This is a genomic window from Crossiella sp. NPDC003009 (genome assembly GCF_053591555.1).
Window position 1 is genome coordinate 53,264 of the sequence record NZ_JBSFUA010000026.1, and the last position, 22,550, is coordinate 75,813.

A 22,550-nucleotide genomic window follows, 5' to 3' on the forward strand; every position below is an offset into this window, starting at 1 on the left:
CACTCCGCCATGACCACGTCCGCGCCGCTCGCCGGCCTGCTCACCGCCGCCACGACCTCCGAGGCCATGCGCAGGGTCGTCACCTCGGTCGGCGCCCACGACCTCGAGCTGGAGGGCCCGGCTTCGGCCCGGCCGCTGGTGGTGGCCACCCTGGCCGCGCCGGCCCCGGTCGGCGCGGGCCGGATGGTGCTGGTGATCACCGCCACCGGCCGCGAGGCCGAGGAGCTGGGCCGCGCGCTCGGCGACCTGCTCGGTGAGGACACCGTGGCGGTCTTCCCGTCCTGGGAGACGCTGCCGCACGAACGGCTCTCCCCGCGCGCGGACACCGTCGGCGGGCGGCTGTCCATCCTGCGCAGGCTGGCCCACCCCGAGGAGTTCGGGCCGCTGCGGGTGGTGGTGGCCACCGTGCGCAGCCTGATCCAGCCGATGGCCCCTGGCCTCGGCGAGCTGGAGCCGGTGCGGCTGCGGGTGGGCTCCGAGCACGACTTCGCCGAGCTGGTCGAGCGGTTCGTCCAGCTGGCCTACGTGCGGGTGGACATGGTGGAGAAGCGCGGCGAGTTCGCCGTGCGCGGCGGCATCCTGGACGTCTTCCCGCCCACCGCCGAACACCCGGTGCGGCTGGAGTTCTGGGGCGATGAGGTCACCGAGATCCGCGCCTTCGCCGTGGCCGACCAGCGCTCGCTGTCCGACGCGGTGCCGGAGCTGTTCGCCCCGCCCTGCCGGGAGCTGCTGATCACCGAGCAGGTGCGCGCCCGCGCGGCCAATCTGGCCCAGGAGCACACCGGCGACCCGCAGCTGGCCGAGATGCTGGAGAAGATCGCCAACGGCATCCCGTGCGAGGGCATGGAGGCGCTGCTGCCCGCGCTGCTGCCCGGCGAGCTGGAGCTGCTCACCGACGTGGTCCCGGCCGGCACGCACGTGCTGGTGGCCGACCCGGAGAAGGTGCGCACCCGCGCGCACGACCTGGTGCGCACCGGCCAGGAGTTCCTGGAGGCCTCCTGGATGGCCGCGGCCAGCGGCGGCAAGGCCCCGATCGACCTGGGCGCCTCGGCCTACCGCAGCCTGTCCGAGGTGGCCGAGCACGCCCGCGACACCGGCCGCCCGTGGTGGTCGCTGAGCCAGCTCACCACCGACGACGTGGACGGCGAGCGCCGCCCCATCCGGCTGGACGTCCGCCAGGTGGAGGCCTACCGCGGCGAGGTGGAGCGGGCCTTCGCCGACCTGCGCGCGCACGCCGCCAGCGGGGGAGCCGCGGTGCTCGTGGTGCCCGGCACCGGCACCGGCCAGCGCGCCTGCGAACAGCTCAGCGAGGCCGAGGTGCCCTGCCGCTGGGCCGAGCACGGCCTGCCGGAGGCCCCGCCGCCCGGACTGGTCACCGTGGTCCGCGGCGCGCTGGAGGACGGCTTCGTGCTGACCGACCCCGCGCTGGTGGTGCTCACCGAGACCGACCTCACCGGCGGCCGCGGCGGCACCTCCACCAAGGACATGCGCCGGATGCCCTCCCGCCGCCGCAACGCCGTCGACCCGCTGGCGCTCAAGGCGGGCGACTTCGTGGTGCACGAGCAGCACGGCATCGGCAAGTACGTGGAGATGGTGCGGCGCACCGTGCAGGGCGCCACCCGCGAGTACCTGGTGCTGGAGTACGCCTCCAGCAAGCGCGGCCAGCCCGGCGACCGGCTGTTCGTGCCCACCGACCAGCTCGACGACGTCTCCCGCTACGTCGGTGGCGAGCTGCCCGCGCTGAACAAGCTCGGCGGCTCGGACTGGAAGGCGACCAAGGCCAAGGCGCGCAAGGCGGTCAAGCAGATCGCGGCCGAGCTGGTGCAGCTCTACGCGGCCCGGCAGTCCGCGCCCGGCCACGCCTTCGGCGAGGACACCCCATGGCAACGGGAGCTGGAGGACGCCTTCCCGTTCACCGAGACCCCCGACCAGATGGCGGCCATCGACGAGGTCAAGGCGGACATGCGCCGCGCGGTGCCGATGGACCGGGTGATCTGCGGTGACGTCGGCTACGGCAAGACCGAGATCGCGGTGCGCGCGGCGTTCAAGGCGGTGCAGGACGGCAAGCAGGTGGTGGTGCTGGTGCCCACCACGCTGCTCGGCCAGCAGCACCTGAACACCTTCACCGAGCGGATGCGCGCCTTCCCGGTCACGGTCAAGGGCATGTCCCGCTTCACCGACACGATGGAAGCGGAGAAGGTGCTGACCGGGCTGGCCGACGGCAGCGTGGACATCGTCATCGGCACCCACCGGCTGCTGCAGAAGAACGTGCGCTACAAGGACCTCGGCCTGGTCATCGTGGACGAGGAGCAGCGCTTCGGGGTCGAGCACAAGGAGCACATCAAGTCCCTGCGCACGCACGTGGACGTGCTCACCATGTCCGCCACCCCGATCCCGCGCACGCTGGAGATGAGCCTGGCAGGCATCCGCGAGATGTCCACCATCCTCACCCCGCCGGAGGAGCGGCACCCGGTGCTGACCTACGTGGGCGGGCACAACGACAAGCAGGTCGGCGCGGCCATCCGGCGCGAGCTGCTGCGCGACGGCCAGGTCTTCTACGTGCACAACCGGGTCAGCACCATCGAGAAGGCGGCGCGCAAGATCCGCGAGCTGGTGCCGGAGGCCAGGGTGGTCACCGCGCACGGGCAGATGAACGAGGACAAGCTGGAGAAGATCATCGAGGGCTTCTGGGAGAAGGAGTACGACGTCCTGGTCTGCACCACGATCGTGGAGACCGGCCTGGACATCTCCAACGCCAACACCCTCATCGTGGAGCGCGGCGACCTGCTCGGCCTGTCCCAGCTGCACCAGCTGCGCGGCCGGGTGGGCCGGGCCAGGGAACGCGGCTACGCCTACTTCCTCTACCCGCCGGAGGCCCCGCTCACCGAGCAGGCGCACGACCGGCTGGCCACCATCGCGCAGAACTCCGAGCTGGGCTCGGGCATGGCGGTGGCCATGAAGGACCTGGAGATCCGCGGCGCGGGCAACATCCTCGGCGCGGAGCAGTCCGGGCACATCGCCGGTGTCGGCTTCGACCTCTACGTGCGGCTGGTCGGCGAGGCGGTGGACGCCTTCCGCAAGCACGCCGGAGCGGGTGAGGGCGAGAGCGAGGAAGCCGAGCTGGCCGACGTGCGGATCGAGCTGCCGGTGGACGCGCACATCCCGCACGAGTACGTGCCCGGCGAGCGACTGCGGCTGGAGGCCTACCGCAAGATCGCCGCGGCGGCCAGCGGCGCCGACCTGGACGCGGTCCGCGAGGAGCTGACCGACCGCTACGGCCCGCTGCCCAAGGCGGTGGAGCACCTGCTGGCGGTCTCCACGCTGCGCCAGACCTGCCGCGAGCACGGGGTCACCGAGATCGCGTTGCAGGGCAGCCAGATCCGGTTCGCGCCGATGGAGCTGCGCGACTCGCAGACCATCCGGCTCAAGCGGCTCTACCCCAAGGCGCTGTACAAGCCGGCCACCCGCCAGGTGAACGTGCCAAGGCCGACCGAGGGACCGGCCGGTGGCCGGATGGGCGCGCCGCCGCTGCGCGACCGCGAGCTGCTGGACTGGTGCGCCCAGTTCCTGCACAGCCTCGTCGGGGTCACTCCAGGTACCCCCGTTGGGGCGGGAAGGGCCTGATGGGCAAGACTCGTACGAACCTGCGCCACCCGATCGTGAGAAGGTACGGAGCTGTGACGAAGGCCATGACTCGCACCCGCCTGGTCGCCGTGTCGATCACCGCGGGCCTGATCCTGACCGGCTGCGGCGGTCCCGCGAAGGCCGGCGCCGCGGCCGTCATCGGGGACACCACCATCCCGGTCGAGGCGGTCCAGCAGCGGTTCGACGCCTGGCTCAAGGCCAACCCGGCCGCGGCCGCGGAGCAGCGGCAGGGCAACCAGATGGCCACCCTGGGCAGGCGCCAGGCCAGCATCGCGATCACCCGCGAGCTGATCAGGCAGGTCGCCGCCAAGGAGGGCGTGACCTACGCCGAGGACCAGAAGGAACAGGCGATCGAGCAGGCGGGCGGTCGCGAGCAGGTGGTGGCCAAGAGCCTGGACACGATGGACAACATCGACCAGGCCGTGCGGGCCCAGCTGCTCGCCGTGGGCATCGGGCGCAAGTTCGCCGACCACCTCGCGGTGGTGCTGGACTTCACCAACGCCGCCACCTACACCGAGGCGCAGGCCAAGGCCAAGGAGATGGCGCGCAGCGACGAGGCCGCGGCCGCACTGGTGCGCAAGGACACCGCGGGCCAGCCGCCGAACCCGCAGACCGGGCAGAGCGCGGAGGCGGTCCGGCTGAACCAGCGGTTCACCTTCCAGACCATCCTCCAGCAGCAGAACCCGGCCGTGCTGCTGCCGCTGTTCACGGCCAAGCCGGGCGACGCGGTGGCGCTGTCGCTGAACTCCGGCGAGCAGACCGGCAACGGTCAGTGGCTGGTGGCCAGGGTCAAGTCCAGGACGGACCGCCCGGTCGCGGGCGCGCCCACCCAGGGCGGCCTGGCCGAGCAGCTCAACCTGACCGGTCTGGAGGCGGTCGGCCAGATCGTCGTCTCCCACTACGCCAACGAGCTGGGCGTGCAGGTCAACCCGCGCTACGGCGACTGGGCGCCCACCGAGACCGCGGTGGACAAGCGGGTCCGCGACCCGCGCACGCCCGGCAGCAGCTTCAGCGTGAGCAGGGGCGACTCGCAGCAGTGACCCCCGTGGCCCAGGACTGCGCCGTCGTCCTGCTCAGCGAGCGGCTCGGCGCGGTCTTACCGCTGGCCGCGGTGCCCGTGCTGCGCACCGCGGCCGAGGTCTACGCCGACCCGGCCGAGCTGGGCTTCCCGGCCCCGCCGGCGATCGCCGAGCTGCTGGCCGAGGCCGAGCGCGGGCCGGTGGTGCTGCTGACCCTGGACGCCGAGGGCCCGGCCGCGGCCGCGCTGGTGCGGGCCGGGGCCAAGCTGATCGGCACCCCGGAGCCGCGCGGCGCCGGGCTGGTCGAGGCGGCCCAGGTGATGCACCGGCTGCGCTCGCCCGGCGGCTGCCCGTGGGACGCCGAGCAGACCCACGACTCGCTGCGGCAGTACCTGGTCGAGGAGACCTACGAGCTGCTGGAGGCGATCGAGGACGGCGACCGGGCGGCGCTGCGCGAGGAGCTGGGCGATGTGCTGCTCCAGGTGCTCTTCCACGCCAGGGTGGCCGAGGAGGACGCGGCGGACCCGTTCACCATCGACGAGGTGGCCACCGAGCTGGTGACCAAGCTGGTCGGCCGCCACCCGCACGTCTTCGCCGAGGACGGCGACCCCGCGGTGCGGGACAGCCACACCCAGCAGCAGCGCTGGGAGGAGCTCAAGCAGGCCGAGAAGCGCAGGGAGTCCGCGGTGGACGGGGTCGCCCTCGGCCAGCCCGCGGTGTCCCTGGCCGCCAAGCTCGCCCAGCGCGCCGGCCGGGCCCGGGTCCCCGTCGACCTGCTGCCCGCCGGCGCGGACACCGGTTCCGGGCTGTTCGCGCTGGCCGCCAAGGCCAAGCTGGCCGGGGCCGACCCGGAGTCCGAACTGCGCGCGGTGGCCCGCGGCTTCGCGGTCACCCTGCGCGCCGCCGAGGCCGCCGCCCGCACCGCCGGGGTGGATCCGGCGACCCTGGACGCGGCGGGCTGGCACCGGTTCTGGCCCACCGAACAGCCCAGCGACAAGGCACGCGGAGACAACTCGCCCGGCTGAACGGGCGAGAAGGACTACCCCTGATCGGGTTAATCAAACCCAATTCGTGACCCGCAGTGGGGGCTGCCGGTGACCTTGGGCGCGTTCCCAGGCACACTGGGTGGCGATGAACCCCGACGGCCACACCCGTAGCGAACGACGCTGGGCCTTCCTGTTGCTCGGCGCCACGGGCACCGCCCTCGCCGTGCTCGGCGCGCTCGCGGTGCGCGGCGAGCTGGCCGCCCCCGTGGCGAAGCAGCCGCCGGTGGCCGAGCTCAAGCTGCCGTCCGCGCTGGCCCCGCCCGACGGCGGCGTGCAGCTGCCCGCGCTGGCCGCGCCCGCGCCCGGCGTGCGGCCGCAGGCGCAGCTGGCCGAGTGGGCCGCCGCGCACTCGATGAAGCTCAACGTGCCCAAGGCCGCGCTGGAGGCCTACGGCTACGCCGCCGCGGTCACCGCCGCCGAGCAGCCCGCCTGCCGGATCACCTGGACCGCGCTGGCCGGCATCGGGCAGGTGGAGTCCAATCACGGCCGGTTCAACGGCGCCAAGCTGGACGCCTCCGCCCGCCCCACCACCGACATCCGCGGCATCCCGCTGGACGGGCGGCCAGGGGTGAAGGCGATCAAGGACACCGACGGCGGGCAGCTGGACGGGGACACCGTGTGGGACCGCGCCATGGGCCCGCTCCAGTTCATCCCCACCACCTGGAAGGACTGGGGTACCGACGCCGACACCGACGGCCGCACCGATCCCGACGACCTGGACGACGCCGCCCTCTCCGCCGCCCGCTACCTGTGCGCCAGTGGCGGCGACCTGGGCACGCCGGAGGGCTGGTGGCGCGCGGTGACCACCTACAACGAGAGCCGCCGCTACGGCCAGGACGTGCTGGACCGGGCCGACCACTACGGCCGTAACAGCCGCAAGGCCTGACCGCGGCCCGCTGACCTGCGGAGATATCGGTCTTGCCGGCCCGGTACGGAGTGTGCGTAGCCTGGGGTCGTGGTCACCCCTGCTCCGCCGTCCGCGCCGACGCCCACTCCCGAGCCGCCGCCCCGCCGTGGTGGTCTCGCGATCCGGCTGGTCATCGCCGGTGTGGTGATCGGGGTCGCGGGTGCGGGTGTCTGGTCGCTGACCCAGTTCCTGGAACCGGACCGGACCCCGCGCCGGGTCGAGCCGCCGATCGTGGCGGTGCCGGTGGAACCCGGTTCCGCGGTGCCCGGCGAGGTGCTGCCGGACCGCCAGCCGCCACCGGCGGCCCAGGGCGGTCAGGCCCCGGACCCGATCGGCGACTGGGCGGGCCGGGTCAGCGAGGCGATCGAGGTGCCTGCCCGCGCGTTACGGGCCTACGCGGTGGCCGACCTGACCCTGCGCAAGGAGAAGCCGCGCTGCCGGATCACCTGGGCCACCATCGCCGCGATCGGCCGGATCGAGTCCAACCACAACCGCTACGGCGGCGCCACGCTGCAGGACGACGGCCGTCCGTCCAAGCCGATCATCGGCGTGCCGCTGGACGGCTCACCGGGCTTCAAGGCCATCCCGGACACCGACAAGGGCCAGCTCGACGGCGACACCCAGTGGGACCGGGCGGTCGGGCCGATGCAGTTCATCCCGGCCACCTGGAAGCGCTTCGCCGCCGACGCCGACGGGGACGGCAAGGCCGACCCGCAGGACATCGACGACGCCGCGGTGGCCGCCGGGCGCTACCTGTGCGCGAGCAACCGGGACCTGGGCACCGGCAAGGACTGGTGGGCGGCCACCTTCACCTACAACAACTCGGTGGAGTACGGCCAGAAGGTCTTCGGCCTGGCCGACCGGTACGCCAGGGGCAGCCTCGGTCAGCGCTGACTCAGGTGCCGGTGTCCTTCTCCCGCAGCATGATCCGGGCCCGCACCTCGTTGACCGCCTCCAGGTAGTCCGGCGTCGGGTGCATGGCCGCGGCCATCCGCAGCTGGGTGATCGCCTCGGACAGCCTGCTCTGCCGTTGCAGGGTCCGGCCCAGTGCGAACCGGGCGTAGTGGTCGGTGGGGTCCAGCTCCAGCACCCGGCGGAAACCCCGCTCGGCCCTGGTCAGCTGCGCGGAGTGCAGGTAACACCTGGCGGCCAGCAGGTGCACGCTTGGCAGCTCCGGATCGGACTCCAGGACGGGCTCCAGCTGGCGCAGCGCGTCCAGCGGCCGGTTCGCGGCCAGGAGCGACTCCGCCCTGCGATAAGCCTCGAAGGTGCCCTCGGTCATAGTCACCCCACGGTACGTCTTCCCGCCCGATCGCGCGCCCGCCATCCGGGCCATGATCCACACCCCACGCCACGAACCCGGGAAACCGCCCAACGGCCAGCACGGCGAACGGTGCTGCCGGGCTCCGGCTAGGCTCGGCGGTGGTCAAGTCCCAGGCTGGGTGATTAAGGAGAGCGCACGTGGCGGTCATCGAACAGGTAGGCGCCCGCGAGATCCTGGACTCTCGCGGCAACCCCACCGTCGAGGTCGAGGTCGCACTGGACGACGGCACGCTGGCCCGGGCGGCCGTGCCCTCTGGCGCGTCCACGGGCGAGCACGAGGCGGTCGAGCTGCGTGACGGCGACAGCAACCGGTACCTCGGCAAGGGCGTCGAGAAGGCCGTGACCGCGGTGCTCGACGAGATCAGCCCCGAGCTGGTCGGCATCGAGGCCGTGGAGCAGCGGGTGGTGGACCAGAAGCTGGTCGACCTGGACGGCACCCCCGACAAGTCCCGGCTCGGCGCGAACGCCATCCTCGGCGTCTCGCTCGCGGTGGCCAAGGCCGCGGCCGAGTCCAGCGGGCTGGAGCTGTTCCGCTACGTCGGCGGCCCGAACGCGCACGTGCTGCCGGTGCCGATGATGAACATCATCAACGGTGGCGCGCACGCCGACAGCGATGTCGACGTGCAGGAGTTCATGATCGCGCCGATCGGCGCGGAGAGCTTCCGGGAGGCGCTGCGCTGGGGCGCGGAGGTCTACCACGCGCTCAAGTCGGTGCTCAAGGCCAAGGGCCTGGCCACCGGCCTCGGCGACGAGGGCGGCTTCGCGCCGAACCTGCCCAGCAACCGGGACGCGCTGGACCTCATCGGCGTGGCGATCGAGAAGGCCGGGTTCCGCCTCGGCCGCGACTTCGGGCTGGCGATGGACGTGGCCGCCACCGAGTTCTACAAGGACGGCGCGTACCACTTCGAGAAGAACAAGCGCAGCGCCGAGCAGATGACCGGGTACTACACCGAGCTGCTCAACAACTACCCGCTGATCTCCCTCGAGGACCCGCTCTCCGAGGACGACTGGGACGGCTGGGTGCAGCTGACCAAGGAGATCGGCGACCGGGTGCAGATCGTCGGCGACGACCTGTTCGTGACCAACCAGGAGCGCCTGGAGGAGGGCATCGCCCGCCGCGCGGCCAACGCGCTGCTGGTGAAGGTCAACCAGATCGGCACCCTGTCCGAGACCCTGGACGCGGTCACCCTTGCGCACTCCTGCGGCTACCGCAGCATGATGAGCCACCGCTCCGGCGAGACCGAGGACACCACCATCGCCGACCTCGCGGTGGCGGCCAACTGCGGTCAGATCAAGACCGGCGCGCCCGCCCGCAGCGAGCGGGTGGCCAAGTACAACCAGCTGCTGCGGATCGAGGAGACCCTCGGTGACGCGGCGCGCTACGCGGGCGAGCTGGCGTTCCCGCGCTTCACCCCGGACAGCCAGGGCTGAGCCCGGTGGCGGGGCGCGAGCACGACAGGGAGCGGCGGCGCAGGCGGACGGAGAACTCCTCTGCCTCCTCGGCGCGACGGCCGGAGCGCGCGCGCCGCAAGTGGCAACGACAGGACCGGACCGGCGCCGCGGCGGCCTCCTCCACCGAGGAGGCCCGCCCGGCCCGGGACCGGGCAGCCAGGGAGCGCAGCGAGACCACCCGCCGCGGCACCACCGGCGGCAGGTCGCGCAGGCCGACCGCGGGGCCGGGTGGCGCGTTCAAGCTGTCCTCCACGCGGCGGGCGGCGCTGCTGGCGATCATCGCCTGCGCGCTGACACTGTCCATCGCGGTGCCGCTGCGCAACTACTGGAGCCAGAAGTCGGAGATGCAGGCCGAGATCGAGAAGGTCAGGCAGCTCAACGAGCAGGCCAAGCAGCTCGAGGAGCGCAAGACCCAGCTCTCCGACCCGACCCAGATCGAAGCCGAGGCCAGGCGCAGGCTGCGCTACGTGCGGCCCGGCGAGACGCCTTACGTCGTGCAGCTGCCGCAGCCGGCCACCCCGGCCGCGCCCGAGGAGTCGGAGCAGCGCAAGAGCGACAAACCGTGGTACGACCAGCTGTGGGAATCGATCACCGGGAGTGGTTCGTGAGTGAGGAAAAACCGCGCCTGGGGCTGGACGTGCCGCCGGTGCGGGAGGAGCTGACCGAGGCCGACCGCGCGGCGGTGACCGCGCAGCTGGGCCGGTCGCCGCGAGGTGTGCGGGCGGTGGCGTACCGCTGTCCGTGTGGTAACCCGGCGGTGCTCCAGACGAACCCCCGGTTGGACGACGGCACCCCGTTCCCCACCATGTACTACTCGACCTGCCCCAGGGTGAACTCGATGTTGGGCACCCAGGAGGCATCCGGTCTGATGAAGGAGATGACCGACCGCCTCGAAGCCGACCAGGGCCTTGCTGACCAGTACCTGAAGGCGCACGAGAGCTATCTCGCCGAGCGCGACTCGATCGAGTCGCTGGGCACGAAGGTCACCGCGGGCGGCATGCCGGACCGGGTCAAGTGCTTGCACGTACAAGTTGCACATGCACTTGCCTGTGGGCGAGGAGTGAACCCGTTCGGTGATGAATCGGCCGATCGGCTGGGCGACTGGTGGCGCTCCGGTAGCTGCGTGTAGTCCACGCTCGGCTCTCTGGGGAACTTGCCGCCCGCGGCTACCCCGGTCGAGTCGATACACTCGCATCTCCCGTGCCCGGCACGTGGGTCTGACCAGGTCACCGCCCTGCAACGAGGGTGGATCGAAGGCGGGAGGGCAGCCACCATGGGCAGTGTCCCCGCGCTTCCCCACAGCAGGCCATTGACGCGGCTGGACCTGGAGGCGATGCCTCATGACGGTCACCGCTACGAGTTGGTGGACGGGGTGCTCACCGTGAGCCCGTCACCCCGCCCACTCCACCAGCGCGCCATCCTGCGGTTGATCATGGCGCTGGAGCCGCACTGCCCGGACGGGCTGGAGATCCTGCCCGCGCCGGTGGACGTGGTGCTGGCCGAGGACACGGTGCTGATCCCGGACGTGGTCCTCGCGCGGGTCCAGGACTGGACCGAGCGCGGGCTGTTCGGCCCGCCGGTGCTCGCGGTCGAGGTTTTCTCGCCGAGCACCAGGCGATTCGACCTTGAACTGAAACGAGCGCGTATGCAGGCGGCCGGATGTCCGAACTATTGGGTGGTCGATCCGGACGAACCGGCCTTGCGTTGCTGGCATTTGCGTGATGGCCGCTATGCGGAGGTCGCATTCGCCCGCTGCGAGGAGACGGTCACCCTGCGCGAGCCGTTCACCGTCACCCTGTCTCCGGCGGATCTCGTCTCGCTCCGCCGCCGATAAGCGCGGGTGATGACCCGGTCGTATTCAGTTGGACGGTTCCGGCCGTGTTACGTGACATTCCTGGTACCGCGTCGTTGTGCTCAGTACGGTGAGAGCGGGTGACACGGCTTCGCTGATCAGGCAGGCTGGCGGCGGCAACACTGGGGGGCACGGCCGTCGTCCGGCCGCGGATGTGAGGAGAGGTTGTACGTGGGTGCTCCGAACGGGCCTGGCTTCGTGGCGGCGACGACACGGAAACGGCGCAAGGGTCGGAGACTGCTCGCCGCGGCGACCGTCGGCGCGGCCATGGTCACCCCAGGGCTGCTGGCCGGTGGCGGCGGCCTCGGCTTCCTCCCGGTCGCCGACGTCAGCGGCATCCAGGCGCCCGGCGCGAGCAACATCCTGGCGCTGCTGCAGAACAACGACAACATCGCGGTCAACGGCGCGCTGCCCAGCGCGGACTCGGTCAGCCCCGAGCTGATCGCGGCCCTGCGCGACCCCGCCGCGCCGCTGCCCTCGGACCTCTCCGACCCCGGCACCAGCGCCACCACCGGCAACGACATCCCCGGCACCGTGCTGCAGGCCTACCAGCGGGCCGCGCAGACCCTGGCGGTCACCAAGTCCGGCTGTCACCTGCACTGGTCGCTGCTGGCCGGCATCGGCAAGATCGAGACCAACCACGCCCGGATCTTCGGCGCGCACCTGGACGCCAGTGGCAACGCGATCCCGCGCATCCTGGGCCCGCAGCTCTCCGGCGGCCCCGGCTTCGCCGCGATCAGGGACACCGATGGCGGCGCGCTGGACGGCGACACCGCATGGGACCGCGCGGTCGGCCCGATGCAGTTCATCCCCGGCACCTGGCGCGGGTACGCCGCCGACGGCAACGGCGACGGCAGGTTCGACCCGAACAACGTCTACGACGCCGCCCTGGGCGCCGGCAACTACCTGTGCTCCGGCGGTCTCGACCTGGCCGTGCCCGCCCAGTTGGCCGCCGCGGTCTTCCGCTACAACCACTCCAACGCCTACGTGACCAAGGTGCTGGCCTGGATGGAGCGCTACGCCAGCGGCGTGGACGTGACCTCGGACGACCCGGTGGTGCCCACCGACCCCAGCCTGACCCAGCCGCCGCCGCAGGCCGGGGTGAACCCGCCGCCGAACAACCCGCCGCCGGACCCCGGCACCACGACCACCACGACGACGACCAGCTCGTCCTCCTCCGGCACCACGACGACGACCACCACCACGACCACTACGACGACGACCACGACCACCACGACGACCACCACCACGACGACGACCACCACCACGTCGAAGACGCCGACCTGCACCACGACCACCACCACGACGACGCCGACCGGCACCCCCACCTCGAGCGCCACCACGACCACGCCCGGCGCGTGCGTCTCGCCGACCCCGGTCGCCTCCGGCGAGCCGGAGAAGGCGCCTGCGGTGGCCAAGACGGACGCGGTCGCGCCGCCGAAGTAGGGTTGCCGCGGAAGGTTCGCGAAACAGGGGTGGGCTATGCCGCGGGTTGGTGCGATCGACTGCGGGACGAACTCGATCCGGCTGCTGGTGGCCGACGTCTCCGAGCGCGAGGACGGCAGCCGCTGGCTGCGCGACGTGCACCGGGAGATGCGCATCGTGCGGCTCGGGCAGGGCGTGGACGCCACCGGCGTGCTGGCACCGGAAGCCTTGGAGCGCACCAGGATCGCGCTGGCCGACTACACCGCCATCCTGCGCCGCAAGGGCGTGGCACGGGTGCGCATGGTGGCCACTTCCGCCACCAGGGACGCGGCCAACCGCGAGGACTTCTTCGCGATGGTCCGTGAGACGCTCGGTGTGGACGCCGAGGTTATCACCGGGGATGAGGAAGCGACCCTGTCCTTCACCGGCGCTGTGGGCGATCTGGAGCCCGAGGAAGGCCCCTTCGTGGTGGTCGACCTCGGCGGTGGCTCCACCGAGATCGTGCTGGGCGAGTGGGACGGCGTCCGGGCCAAGGTCACCTCGGCCCGTTCGGTGGACATCGGCTGCGTGCGGCTGACCGAGCGCTGCCTGCCGGACGACCCGCCCACCCCTGACCAGCGCGCCGAGGCCGAGCGGGTGATCGGCGCCGCGCTGGCCGAGGCCTTCGCCGCGGTGGACGTCAGCTCCGCCCGCACCTGGATCGGTCTGGCGGGCACGGTGACCACCCTGTCTGGCATCGCCAAGGGCCTGCCGAGCTACGACTCGGAGGCCATCCACCTGTCAAGACTCCAGATGGGCGAGCTGCACGAGACCATCGAACTTCTGCTCACCCTTTCGCGGGAGGAGCGGGCCGCCCTCCCGGTCATGCACCCGGGCCGGGTCGACGTCATCGGTGGCGGTGCGTTAGTGGTGGCCAAGATCGCCGAAGAACTGCGCGAACGGGCTGGAATCACCGAGCTGGTCGTCAGTGAGCACGACATTCTGGACGGCATCGCGTTGTCGGTCGTTTGAGGGACAGTCCGTCAATCGATTGACGGACATCTTTCCGTGAAGATTCCGGTTACTTTCCGTAGTTGTAACTTGTTATTCAGTTGACAAAATTGACGATCGTGACCGCTTTGTGACCGCCCCCAGGTGTAGTTCGTTGGGTTGAGCCGATTACGGTCCCTCTCACGGTTCGGGAAGGGTTCCCGCGGCCGTTCGGGTGGCGCTCACGAACGTTCTCGTGCGGCGCGCCGTGTAGGTGGGAGGACGTTCATGCGGAAGGGACGCGCGCTGTCCTTGATCGCGGTGCCGGTCGCGGCGTCGTTGGTCTTGACGGCTTGTGGCGGCGGCGGCAACTCGTCGGGCAACAGCAATGAGACCACTGAGGTCAGCATCTTCGGCACGGAGCCGGAGAACCCGCTTGTTCCCGGCAACACCACCGAGACCGGTGGTGGCAAGGTCGTTCAGTCGATCTTCACTGGCCTGGTGACGTACAGCAACACCTTCGAGGTCAAGAACGCGATGGCGGAGTCCATCGAGCTGACCAAGCCCGACCAGTACACGATCAAGCTCAAGCAGGGCTGGAAGTTCCACGACGGCACCCCCGTCAAGGCCGAGAACTTCGTCAAGGCCTGGAACTACACCGCCTACTCGCCCAACGGGCAGCAGTCGGCCAGCTTCTTCGAGCAGATCAAGGGCTTCCGCGACGTCAACACCGTGGACCCGGACGGCGCCGACGGTCCGCAGAAGGCTCCTGAGCCCAAGGCGAAGGAGATGTCCGGCCTCAAGGTCGTCGACGACACCACCTTCACCGTGGACTTCACCGAGCCGCACGTGATCTTCAAGGTCAAGCTCGGCTACTCGGCCTACATGCCGCTGCCGGACAAGTTCTTCAGCGACCAGAAGGGCTACGAGGCCGCCCCGATCGGCAACGGCCCCTGGAAGTTCGTCTCCCGCACGCCCAAGCAGGACATCAAGCTTGAGCGCTACGAGGACTACAAGGGCGACGACAAGCCGAAGATCAAGAAGGTCAAGGTCGCCATGTACACCGGCACCGAGGCCGCTTACGCCGCGGTGAAGGGCAACCAGCTCGACTTCCTGGACACCATCCCGCCCTCGGGCCTGGCCGGGAACCTGTGGAAGACGGACCTGAAGGACCGGTCCAAGTCCCAGGCGGGTCTGATCATCCAGATCCTGAACTTCCCGCTGTACGACCCGAAGTACCAGAACAAGGACTTCCGCCAGGCGATCTCCATGGCGATCAACCGCAAGGAGATCACCGAGAAGATCTTCGAGGGCAACCGGAAGCCCACCAGCGGTTACGCGGTCGAGGGCACGACCGGCTGGCAGCCGGGCGCCTGCGGCGAGCTGTGCGAGCACAACCCGGCCAAGGCCAAGGAGCTGTTCGACAAGAGCGGCTTCAAGGGCAAGCTGGAGATCACCTCCAACGCCGACGGCGGGCACAAGGAGTGGATCGAGGCCGCCTGTGGCCAGATCAAGTCCGCGCTGAACCTGGAGTGCACCTTCGCCCCGGTCGCCACCTTTGGTGAGATCCGGAAGAAGATCAACGCGCACGAGATGACCCAGGTCTACCGCGGTGGCTGGATCGCCGACTACCCGTCGGTGGAGAGCTTCCTGAACCCGCTGTACAAGACCGGTGGCTCCTCCAACGACGGTGGCTACTCCAGCCCGGCGGTGGACGCCAAGCTGGCCGAGGCCGACCGCGCCCCGACCGAGGCGGAGAGCTACAAGCTCTACCACGAGGCGGAGAAGCTGATCGCCCAGGACATGCCGGCGATCCCGCTGTGGAACACCACCTCGCAGTTCGGCTGGTCCACCAAGCTGAAGAACGTGCAGATGAACGCCTACCGCGAACTCGACCTCTCGACCGTCGAGGTTGCCTGATCACTAGCTAGAACGGGGCTGGTCCACAATGTCGTGGGCCAGCCCCGATCGCGGTAGAGGAGTTCTCGTACATGGGCCGCTATGTGATTCGGCGCCTGCTTCAACTGATCCCGGTCTTCCTCGGGACGACCTTCCTCATCTACGCGTTGGTCTGGGCCCTGCCCGGTGACCCGTTCGCCGCCATGTGCGGCGATCGCCGTTGTCCGGACGCCTTCATCGTGCAGATGACGGAGAAGTTCAACCTCAACGACAACATCGTCGTCCAGTACTTCAAGTACCTCGGCGGCCTGTTCCAGGGTGACTTCGGGGAGACCTTCTCCGGCACCTCGGTCGGTGAGCTGATCGCGCTGCGCTACCCGGTCTCGGTCAAGCTCGCGCTGGTCGCGGTGCTCATCGAGGCCGTCATCGGCGTCATCGCCGGTGTGCTGACCGGCCTGCGCGGCCGTGGCTTCCTGGACAACCTGGTCCTGGTCTCCACCCTGTTCCTGATCTCCCTGCCCACCTTCGTCACCGGCTTCGTGCTGCAGCAGGTGCTGGGCTTCCAGCTGGAGATCATCCCGACCGTGGTGTCAGAGGATCCGACCTTCGCCGAGCTACTGGTGCCTGGCTTCGTGCTGGGCAGTCTCTCCATGGCGTACGTGACCCGGTTGACCCGCACCTCGATCGCGGAGAACAAGCGCGCCGACTACGTCCGGACCGCGGTGGCCAAGGGCCTGCCGCAGAGCCGGGTGGTCGGGGTGCACCTGCTCCGCAACTCGGTGATTCCGGTGATCACCTTCCTCGGCACCGACCTCGGTTCGCTGATGGGCGGGGCCATTGTCACCGAAGGCATCTTCGGCATCCGCGGGATCGGCGGTCTGGTCTACGAGTCGATTCTCCAGAAGGAAGGCATCACCGTCACCGGTGTGGTCGTCCTGCTGGTGATCGTCTTCTTGATCGTGAACCTGTTCGTCGACCTGCTCTACGCCGTGCTCGACCCGAGGATCCGTTATGACTGACCCGTCTGCTGCCGCTGCCGGCTCCACCATCGAGGCCCACCAGATGGTCTCGGACGCCGAGCACGCTTCCACCACACAGGACAAGCCCCGCAGTCTCTGGTCGGACGCGTGGGGGGACCTGCGCCGCAGGCCCATGTTCGTCATCTCCGCCGCGGTGATCCTCTTCCTGGTCATCGTGGCCGCCTTCCCGTGGCTGTTCACCTCGGTGGACCCGGACGCGGGCGATCTGCAGCGCTCCCGCGTCGCGCCCTCGGCCGAGGCCTGGTTCGGCTACGACACCCAGGGCAAGGACATCTTCGCCAGGGTGGTCTACGGCACCAGGTGGTCGATCCTGGTCGGCGTGATGTCCACCCTGGCGACCGTGTTCATCGGTGGCGTCATGGGCCTGCTCAGCGGCTTCTTCGGCGGCTGGGTGGACGCGTTGCTGTCCCGGATCGCGGACATCTTCTTCGGCCTGCCGTTCGTGCTGGGCGCGATCGTGATCCTGTCCGCGTTCCTCTCCGGCGTCTCGGCCGACGCGTTCACCATCGTCAGCCTGGTGGTGTTCTCCATCGCGCTGCTGTCCTGGCCGGTGGCCATGCGGATCATGAGATCGGCCGCGATCACGGTGAAGCAGCAGGACTTCGTGAAGGCCGCGCGCGCCCTCGGCGCGAGCAACAGCCGGATCATCCTCAAGCACCTGCTGCCGAACTGCCTGGCGCCCGTCCTGGTCTACGGGACGATCGCGCTGGGCGCGTTCATCGGCGCCGAGGCGACCCTGTCGTTCCTCGGCCTCGGCCTGCGGGCGCCCGCGGTGTCCTGGGGCGTGATGATCGCGGACGCCCGCGACTACATCCGCATCGCACCGCACCTGCTGTACTTCCCCGCCGGATTCCTGGTGATCACCGTGCTCGCGTTCGTCATGCTCGGCGACGCGGTCCGGGAAGCACTCGACCCCAAGCTTCGTTAGGAGGCAGTTCACAGTGTCGCAGAACGAGTCCACTGTGGACCCGATCGCCGGCGGCAGCGCCGACGGCGAACCCCTGCTGGTGGTCGAGGACCTGCACGTGGAGTTCCGCACCAGGGACGGCGTCGCCAAGGTCCTCAACGGCGTCAGCTACCAGCTGCACGCCGGTGAGACCCTCGCCGTGCTGGGCGAGTCCGGCTCCGGCAAGTCCGTCACCGCCCAGACCATCATGGGCATCCTGGACATCCCGCCGGGCCACATCTCCCAGGGCGCCATCCGCTTCCACGGCGAGGACCTGCTCACGGCCAGCGACGAACGCCGTCGCGAGGTCAGGGGCAGCGGGATCGCGATGATCTTCCAGGACGCGCTCTCCGCGCTGAACCCGGTGTTCACCGTCGGGTTCCAGATCGAGGAGCAGCTCCGGGTCCGCAACGGGATGAGCAAGAAGGACGCGCGCAAGCGCGCGATCGAGCTGCTCGACCTGGTCAAGATCCCCAACCCCCAGGGCCGGGTCAAGCAGTACCCGCACGAGTTCTCCGGCGGTATGCGGCAGCGCGCGATGATCGCGATGTCGCTGGCGCTGGACCCCGAGGTGCTGATCGCGGACGAGCCGACCACCGCGCTGGACGTCACCGTGCAGGCCCAGATCATGGACCTGCTGCACGAGATCCAGCGCGAGCGGAACATGGGCATGATCCTGATCACCCACGACCTGGGCGTGGTCGCCGAGGTCGCGGACCGGATCGCGGTCATGTACGCGGGCCGGATCGTGGAGAAGTCGGACGCCCCCTCGCTGTACAAGCAGCCGGGGCACCCGTACACGCTGGCCCTGCTGGACTCGCTGCCCAGGCTGGACCAGAAGGGCACCGCGCTCAACACCATCAAGGGACTGCCGCCGAACCTGATGCGGGTGCCGCCTGGCTGCCCGTTCCACCCGCGCTGCCCGCGGGCGCAGGACATCTGTTCGCAGTCGGTCCCCGCGCAGGTGCCGCTCGGCCTCGGCCGGGTCAGCGCCTGCCACTTCGCGGAGGAGGTGGTCAGCGGTGGCTGAGACGGACTACGTCCTTGAGGTCAAGGAGCTGGTCAAGTACTTCCCGGTCACCCAGGGCATCCTGTTCAAGAAGACCATCGGCCACGTCAAGGCGGTGGACGGGGTCTCCTTCCAGCTCAAGCGCGGCGAGACGCTGGGCATCGTGGGTGAGTCGGGCTGCGGCAAGTCCACGCTGGCCCAGGTGCTGATGCGGCTGGAGAAGCCGACCGGCGGCAGCGCGCTGTTCAACGGCCGGGACATCTTCAAGATGCAGGGCGCCGAGCTGCGCAAGCTGCGGCGGAACATCCAGATCGTGTTGCAGGACCCGTACACCTCGCTGAACCCGAGGATGACGGTCGGCGACATCATCGGCGAGCCGTTCGAGATCCACCCCGAGGTCGCCCCCAAGGGCGATCGCCGGAAGAAGGTGCAGGACCTGCTGGACGTGGTCGGGCTCAACCCCGAGCACATCCACCGGTACCCGCACCAGTTCTCCGGCGGCCAGCGGCAGCGCATCGGCATCGCCCGCGCGCTCGCCCTGCGCCCCGAGGTGATCATCTGCGACGAGCCGGTGTCCGCGCTGGACGTCTCCATCCAGGCGCAGGTGATGAACCTGCTGGGTGACCTGCAGACGGAGTTCGGGCTCTCCTACGTGTTCATCGCGCACGACCTGTCCGTGGTGCGGCACCTCTCCGACCGGGTCGGCGTGATGTACCTGGGCAAGATGGTCGAGCTGGGCACCGAGGAGCAGATCTACGAGCACCCGACGCACCCGTACACCCAGGCGCTGCTGTCCGCGGTGCCGGTGCCGGACCCGTCGCTGCGCGGCCGCCGCGAGGTCATCCGCCTCACCGGCGACGTGCCCAGCCCGGTGAACCCGCCTTCGGGCTGCCGGTTCCGCACCCGCTGCTGGAAGGCGCAGGACATCTGCGCCGAAGAGGTGCCGCTGCTGGAGATCCGGCTGCCCGAGCCGGGCGCGGCGCACCCGAGCGCCTGCCACTTCGCGGAGGAGAAGCCGCACGTGGTGGCGTGATTCGTCCGTTGTGGACAGTGGCGGGGCCCGGGGATTTCCGGGCCCCGCCACCGTTTTTCAGGCCTGCGCCGACTCGCGGATGAACTGTGCCAGGTCGGCCGACTGCTGGATCCGGCTCGGCTCGTGCACGTACATCATGTGGCCCGCCGGGTAGTAGCGGAGCTCGATGTTGGCGGTCAGCTCCGCCGGGATGGCCAGGTGTGCCAGCACGTGCTCGGAGGCGTAGTAGGGCGTGGCCCCGTCGTGGTAGCCGCAGGCCACGTGCACCCTGAGGTGCCCGTTGGCCCGCATCGCCTCGGCCAGCCGCCCGGCCACGTTCACGTGCGCGCCCTCGAACTCCTTGTAGGACCAGGGATGCACGTTGCCGGTGAGGATCTCGTACGGCAGGTCGTTGGCGTAGCCCAGCTCGGCGCGCACGTACTGGTTGAGCGCGGCGGCGTACGGGCCGAGGATGGCCGAGTAGGACGGGTCCTCGGCGAAGTGCTCGCCACCGGCGTCCGGGTCGTGCCCGGTGAAGCGGCCGTCCAGCCGCCCGGTCACCTTGCGCTCGGTCCGCAGCAGCTCGGCGAAGAAGCGCAGGTGCTCGATCCGCAGCCGGACCCGGTCCACGTAGTCCTCGCTCAGCCCGGTCAGCCGGGCCAGCGTGGCCACCGCCTCGGCCCGCTCCTGCGCGGTGAGCCGGTTGCCGCGGGCCAGCGCCCAGGGGTAGTCGCGGGCGGCGTAGGCCTCGGCCTCGGCGAGCACCTCGGCCAGCGGGCGGTCGCCATGCCTGCCGTGGTGGTGCGCGATGGCCGCGTAGGTGGGCAGGAACAGCGGGTACGGGACGTCGTTGTCCTCGGTGAACCGGATGGTGCCCATGTCCAGCACCGCGGAGATCAGCATCAGCCCGTTGAGGTACATGCCGTGCCTGGCCTGCAGGTGCTGGGCCAGCCCGGCCGCGCGCAGCGTGCCGTAGGACTCCCCGGCCAGGAACTTCGGCGAGCCCCAGCGGCCGTTGCGCGAGGTCCACAGCCGGATCAGCTCGCCGACGGACTCCATGTCACCGGTGTAGCCGTGGTAGTCGCCGGGCTTCTCCCCGCGCGCGGCCCGCGAGTAGCCGGTGGACACCGGGTCGATGAAGACCAGGTCGCTGTGCGCCAGCAGGGTCTCCGCGTTGTCGGCCAGCCGGTAGGGCGGCGGCAGCAGCGCGCCGGCGTCGCCGGTGAGCACCCGCCTGGGCCCCAGCAGTCCCAGGTGCAGCCACACGCTGGAGGAGCCGGGCCCGCCGTTGAAGGCGAAGGTGACCGGCCGGGTCGCCGGGTCCGCGCCGTCGAGGGTGTAGGCGATCACGAACACCTCGGCCTTGGCCGTGTGCCCGGTGAACTTCCCGTCGGTGTGCACCTCCTCGCGGAGCACGATCCGGCCGGCGGTGGCCGTGTAGGAGAGGGTCCGCCCGTCGGCGAGGAGCTCGTGGCGGGTGGTGACCAGATCGTCGACCGGCTCTTCGGTCCCGCGTGCCGACTCGCCGTCTGACGGCGTGTCCGTGACTGCCATGTGCGCACACTAGACGGGCCAGCCCCGCGCGAAACCTCAGGAGCCCCGGTGCACCCGCTGACCGCCCTGGACGAGGCCGTCACCCATTGCCGCCGCTGCCCCCGGCTGGTCGCCTGGCGGGAGGAGGTGGCCACGGTCAAACGCGCCGCCTTCCGCGCCCAGACCTACTGGGCCCGCCCGGTCCCCGGCTTCGGCCCGCCGGATGCCGCCATCGGCATCGTCGGCCTGGCCCCCGCCGCGCATGGCGGCAACCGCACCGGCCGAATGTTCACCGGCGACCCCTCCGGCGACTTCCTCTACGCCGCCCTGCACGCCGTCGGCCTGGCCTCCCAGCCGACCTCGGTCGCCCGCGAGGACGGCCTGCGCCTGCACGGCGTCCGGATGATGTCCCCGGTCCGCTGCGCGCCCCCGGACAACAAGCCAACCCCGGCCGAACGCGACAACTGCCGCCCCTGGCTCGCCCAGGAGCTACGCCTGCTGCACCCGACCCTGCGCGCCCTGGTGGTCCTCGGCGGCTTCGGCTGGCAGGCCCTGCTGCCGGTGCTGGACGCGGCGGGCTGGCAGGTGCCGAGGCCACGCCCGAAGTTCGGCCACGGGGCGCGGGTGGACCTGACGGCGGCGGACGGCCAGGTGCTGCACCTGCTGGGCTGCTACCACGTGTCCCCGCACAACACCTACACCGGCAGGCTGACCCCGGTGATGCTCCAGGAGGTCCTGAACCAGGCGAAAGCGCTGGCCGGCCTGAGGTGATCACCGCCGCCGCCGGGGCAGCGCGCGGAAGAACTCGGCCAGCGCCCGGATGATCGCGGGCCGGTCGGCCGGATCCGCGCCACGCAGGGCGATGCCGAGTGCGATCAACCGGCACACACCGGTCACCACCGCGGTCACGATCACCAGGACCGGGACCACCTCTAACGAACTGAGCATGTTCCCGTCCTCTCGTTCGGCCAGACCCCCTCTGCTTGGCCGAATGAACGACTGGAACGCCACCAGCCTACCGGCGCGCCAGGCTGATCGGTATGCCTCCGCTGGTGTTGCTGGACGTCGACGGCCCGCTCAACCCCTTCGCCGCCAAGCCGGCGCCTGTCCCGCTGGCGCCGTCGCTCGCAGCTGGTCCTCCGGCTCAACCCGGCCCACGGCCCCCGCCTGACGACCCTCGCCGAGCGCACCGGCGCGGAGCTGGTCTGGGCCACCACCGGGGAGCACCGCGCCAACCGCCACCTCGCCCCGGTGCTCGGCCTGCCCGAGCTGCCGGTGATCGGGCAGAGGTCGAAGTCGTCGTCGAACCACAGCAGCGGGCAGGCCTGGGCCAGGGACGAGTTCCTGGCCGCTCGCGAGGGCATCCCGACCGAGCTGGTCAGGGTGAACCCGCGCACCGGCCTGACCGCGGCCGAGTTCGAGCACGCGGAAGCCTGGCTCACCGGCTGCTGATCCACCGCGTGGCAGGCTGCC

General features: G+C 70.6%; 21 protein-coding genes. 18 read left to right on the top strand and 3 right to left on the bottom strand.

Annotated features, from left to right (window positions below; all coding sequences use genetic code 11):
• Positions 1 to 9: 9 nt before the first annotated feature.
• The 5 genes from mfd to ACWDY5_RS25010 all read left to right on the top strand — a co-directional run bounded on the left by mfd (position 10) and on the right by ACWDY5_RS25010 (position 7,511).
• The gene (gene mfd / locus ACWDY5_RS24990; RefSeq protein ID WP_449724587.1) at positions 10 to 3,624 is read left to right on the top strand and encodes a transcription-repair coupling factor; all 3,615 of its coding nucleotides are present in this window, start codon (positions 10 to 12) and stop codon (positions 3,622 to 3,624) included.
• 65 nt (positions 3,625 to 3,689) lie between these two features.
• Positions 3,690 to 4,685 (top strand): hypothetical protein, encoded by a 996-nt coding sequence (locus tag ACWDY5_RS24995; RefSeq protein WP_449724588.1) that lies wholly within the window; start codon positions 3,690 to 3,692, stop codon positions 4,683 to 4,685.
• Entirely contained in the window at positions 4,682 to 5,689 is a 1,008-nt protein-coding gene (locus tag ACWDY5_RS25000; RefSeq protein WP_449724589.1) for a MazG family protein, read from the top strand. Before ACWDY5_RS24995 ends, ACWDY5_RS25000 begins: the two co-directional genes overlap by 4 nt.
• 106 nt (positions 5,690 to 5,795) lie before the next feature.
• Positions 5,796 to 6,596, top strand: a complete 801-nt coding sequence (locus ACWDY5_RS25005; RefSeq protein WP_449724590.1) for a lytic murein transglycosylase — start codon at positions 5,796 to 5,798, stop codon at positions 6,594 to 6,596.
• A 69-nt stretch (positions 6,597 to 6,665) separates the two neighbouring features.
• Positions 6,666 to 7,511, top strand: coding sequence for a lytic transglycosylase domain-containing protein (locus ACWDY5_RS25010; protein WP_449724591.1), 846 nt, complete (start codon positions 6,666 to 6,668; stop codon positions 7,509 to 7,511).
• 1 nt (position 7,512) lies between these two features.
• Here ACWDY5_RS25010 and ACWDY5_RS25015 read toward each other — a convergent pair whose 3' ends face one another.
• Positions 7,513 to 7,899, bottom strand: a complete 387-nt coding sequence (locus ACWDY5_RS25015) for a tetratricopeptide repeat protein (RefSeq protein WP_252481241.1) — start codon at positions 7,897 to 7,899, stop codon at positions 7,513 to 7,515.
• A gap of 179 nt (positions 7,900 to 8,078) precedes the next feature.
• On the opposite strand from ACWDY5_RS25015, the gene eno reads away from it, so the two are divergent.
• From eno to ACWDY5_RS25070, 11 genes are all read left to right on the top strand, one after another.
• The gene (eno, locus tag ACWDY5_RS25020; RefSeq protein WP_449724592.1) at positions 8,079 to 9,371 is read left to right on the top strand and encodes a phosphopyruvate hydratase; all 1,293 of its coding nucleotides are present in this window, start codon (positions 8,079 to 8,081) and stop codon (positions 9,369 to 9,371) included.
• Between the two features lie 5 nt (positions 9,372 to 9,376).
• Complete coding sequence (locus ACWDY5_RS25025) at positions 9,377 to 10,000, top strand: FtsB family cell division protein (protein ID WP_449724593.1); 624 nt, start codon at positions 9,377 to 9,379, stop codon at positions 9,998 to 10,000.
• Entirely contained in the window at positions 9,997 to 10,521 is a 525-nt protein-coding gene (locus ACWDY5_RS25030) for a DUF501 domain-containing protein (RefSeq protein ID WP_449724594.1), read from the top strand. Before ACWDY5_RS25025 ends, ACWDY5_RS25030 begins: the two co-directional genes overlap by 4 nt.
• Positions 10,522 to 10,701: 180 nt before the next feature.
• Complete coding sequence (locus tag ACWDY5_RS25035) at positions 10,702 to 11,226, top strand: Uma2 family endonuclease (RefSeq protein WP_449724595.1); 525 nt, start codon at positions 10,702 to 10,704, stop codon at positions 11,224 to 11,226.
• A 216-nt stretch (positions 11,227 to 11,442) separates the two neighbouring features.
• Positions 11,443 to 12,690 (top strand): lytic transglycosylase domain-containing protein, encoded by a 1,248-nt coding sequence (locus ACWDY5_RS25040; RefSeq protein ID WP_449724596.1) that lies wholly within the window; start codon positions 11,443 to 11,445, stop codon positions 12,688 to 12,690.
• A 36-nt stretch (positions 12,691 to 12,726) separates the two neighbouring features.
• Positions 12,727 to 13,680 carry a Ppx/GppA phosphatase family protein gene (locus ACWDY5_RS25045; protein ID WP_449724597.1) on the top strand — a complete coding sequence of 318 codons (954 nt, stop codon included), beginning with the start codon at positions 12,727 to 12,729 and terminating at the stop codon, positions 13,678 to 13,680.
• 246 nt (positions 13,681 to 13,926) lie between these two features.
• Positions 13,927 to 15,558, top strand: coding sequence for a peptide ABC transporter substrate-binding protein (locus ACWDY5_RS25050; protein WP_449724598.1), 1,632 nt, complete (start codon positions 13,927 to 13,929; stop codon positions 15,556 to 15,558).
• A gap of 71 nt (positions 15,559 to 15,629) precedes the next feature.
• On the top strand, positions 15,630 to 16,556 hold the full coding sequence (locus tag ACWDY5_RS25055) for an ABC transporter permease (RefSeq protein ID WP_252481233.1): 927 nt from the start codon (positions 15,630 to 15,632) through the stop codon (positions 16,554 to 16,556).
• A complete protein-coding gene (locus ACWDY5_RS25060) occupies positions 16,549 to 17,505 on the top strand; it encodes an ABC transporter permease (protein WP_449724599.1) in 957 nt (318 codons plus the stop codon). The genes ACWDY5_RS25055 and ACWDY5_RS25060 overlap by 8 nt, the downstream gene beginning before the upstream one ends.
• Positions 17,506 to 17,518: 13 nt before the next feature.
• Complete coding sequence (locus tag ACWDY5_RS25065) at positions 17,519 to 18,553, top strand: ABC transporter ATP-binding protein (RefSeq protein WP_449724600.1); 1,035 nt, start codon at positions 17,519 to 17,521, stop codon at positions 18,551 to 18,553.
• Complete coding sequence (locus tag ACWDY5_RS25070) at positions 18,546 to 19,565, top strand: ABC transporter ATP-binding protein (protein WP_449724601.1); 1,020 nt, start codon at positions 18,546 to 18,548, stop codon at positions 19,563 to 19,565. Before ACWDY5_RS25065 ends, ACWDY5_RS25070 begins: the two co-directional genes overlap by 8 nt.
• A 57-nt stretch (positions 19,566 to 19,622) precedes the next feature.
• Here ACWDY5_RS25070 and ACWDY5_RS25075 read toward each other — a convergent pair whose 3' ends face one another.
• Positions 19,623 to 21,098: a S10 family peptidase gene (locus ACWDY5_RS25075; RefSeq protein WP_449724602.1), complete on the bottom strand. Its 1,476-nt coding sequence runs from the start codon at positions 21,096 to 21,098 to the stop codon at positions 19,623 to 19,625.
• A gap of 48 nt (positions 21,099 to 21,146) precedes the next feature.
• Between ACWDY5_RS25075 and ACWDY5_RS25080 the strand changes: the two genes are divergently transcribed.
• Positions 21,147 to 21,848 carry a uracil-DNA glycosylase gene (locus ACWDY5_RS25080; protein WP_449724603.1) on the top strand — a complete coding sequence of 234 codons (702 nt, stop codon included), beginning with the start codon at positions 21,147 to 21,149 and terminating at the stop codon, positions 21,846 to 21,848.
• Here the strand turns inward: ACWDY5_RS25080 and ACWDY5_RS25085 are convergent, their stop codons facing one another.
• On the bottom strand, positions 21,849 to 22,025 hold the full coding sequence (locus tag ACWDY5_RS25085; protein ID WP_449724604.1) for a hypothetical protein: 177 nt from the start codon (positions 22,023 to 22,025) through the stop codon (positions 21,849 to 21,851).
• Between the two features lie 303 nt (positions 22,026 to 22,328).
• On the opposite strand from ACWDY5_RS25085, the gene ACWDY5_RS25090 reads away from it, so the two are divergent.
• Complete coding sequence (locus tag ACWDY5_RS25090; protein WP_449724605.1) at positions 22,329 to 22,529, top strand: hypothetical protein; 201 nt, start codon at positions 22,329 to 22,331, stop codon at positions 22,527 to 22,529.
• Positions 22,530 to 22,550: the final 21 nt, after the last annotated feature.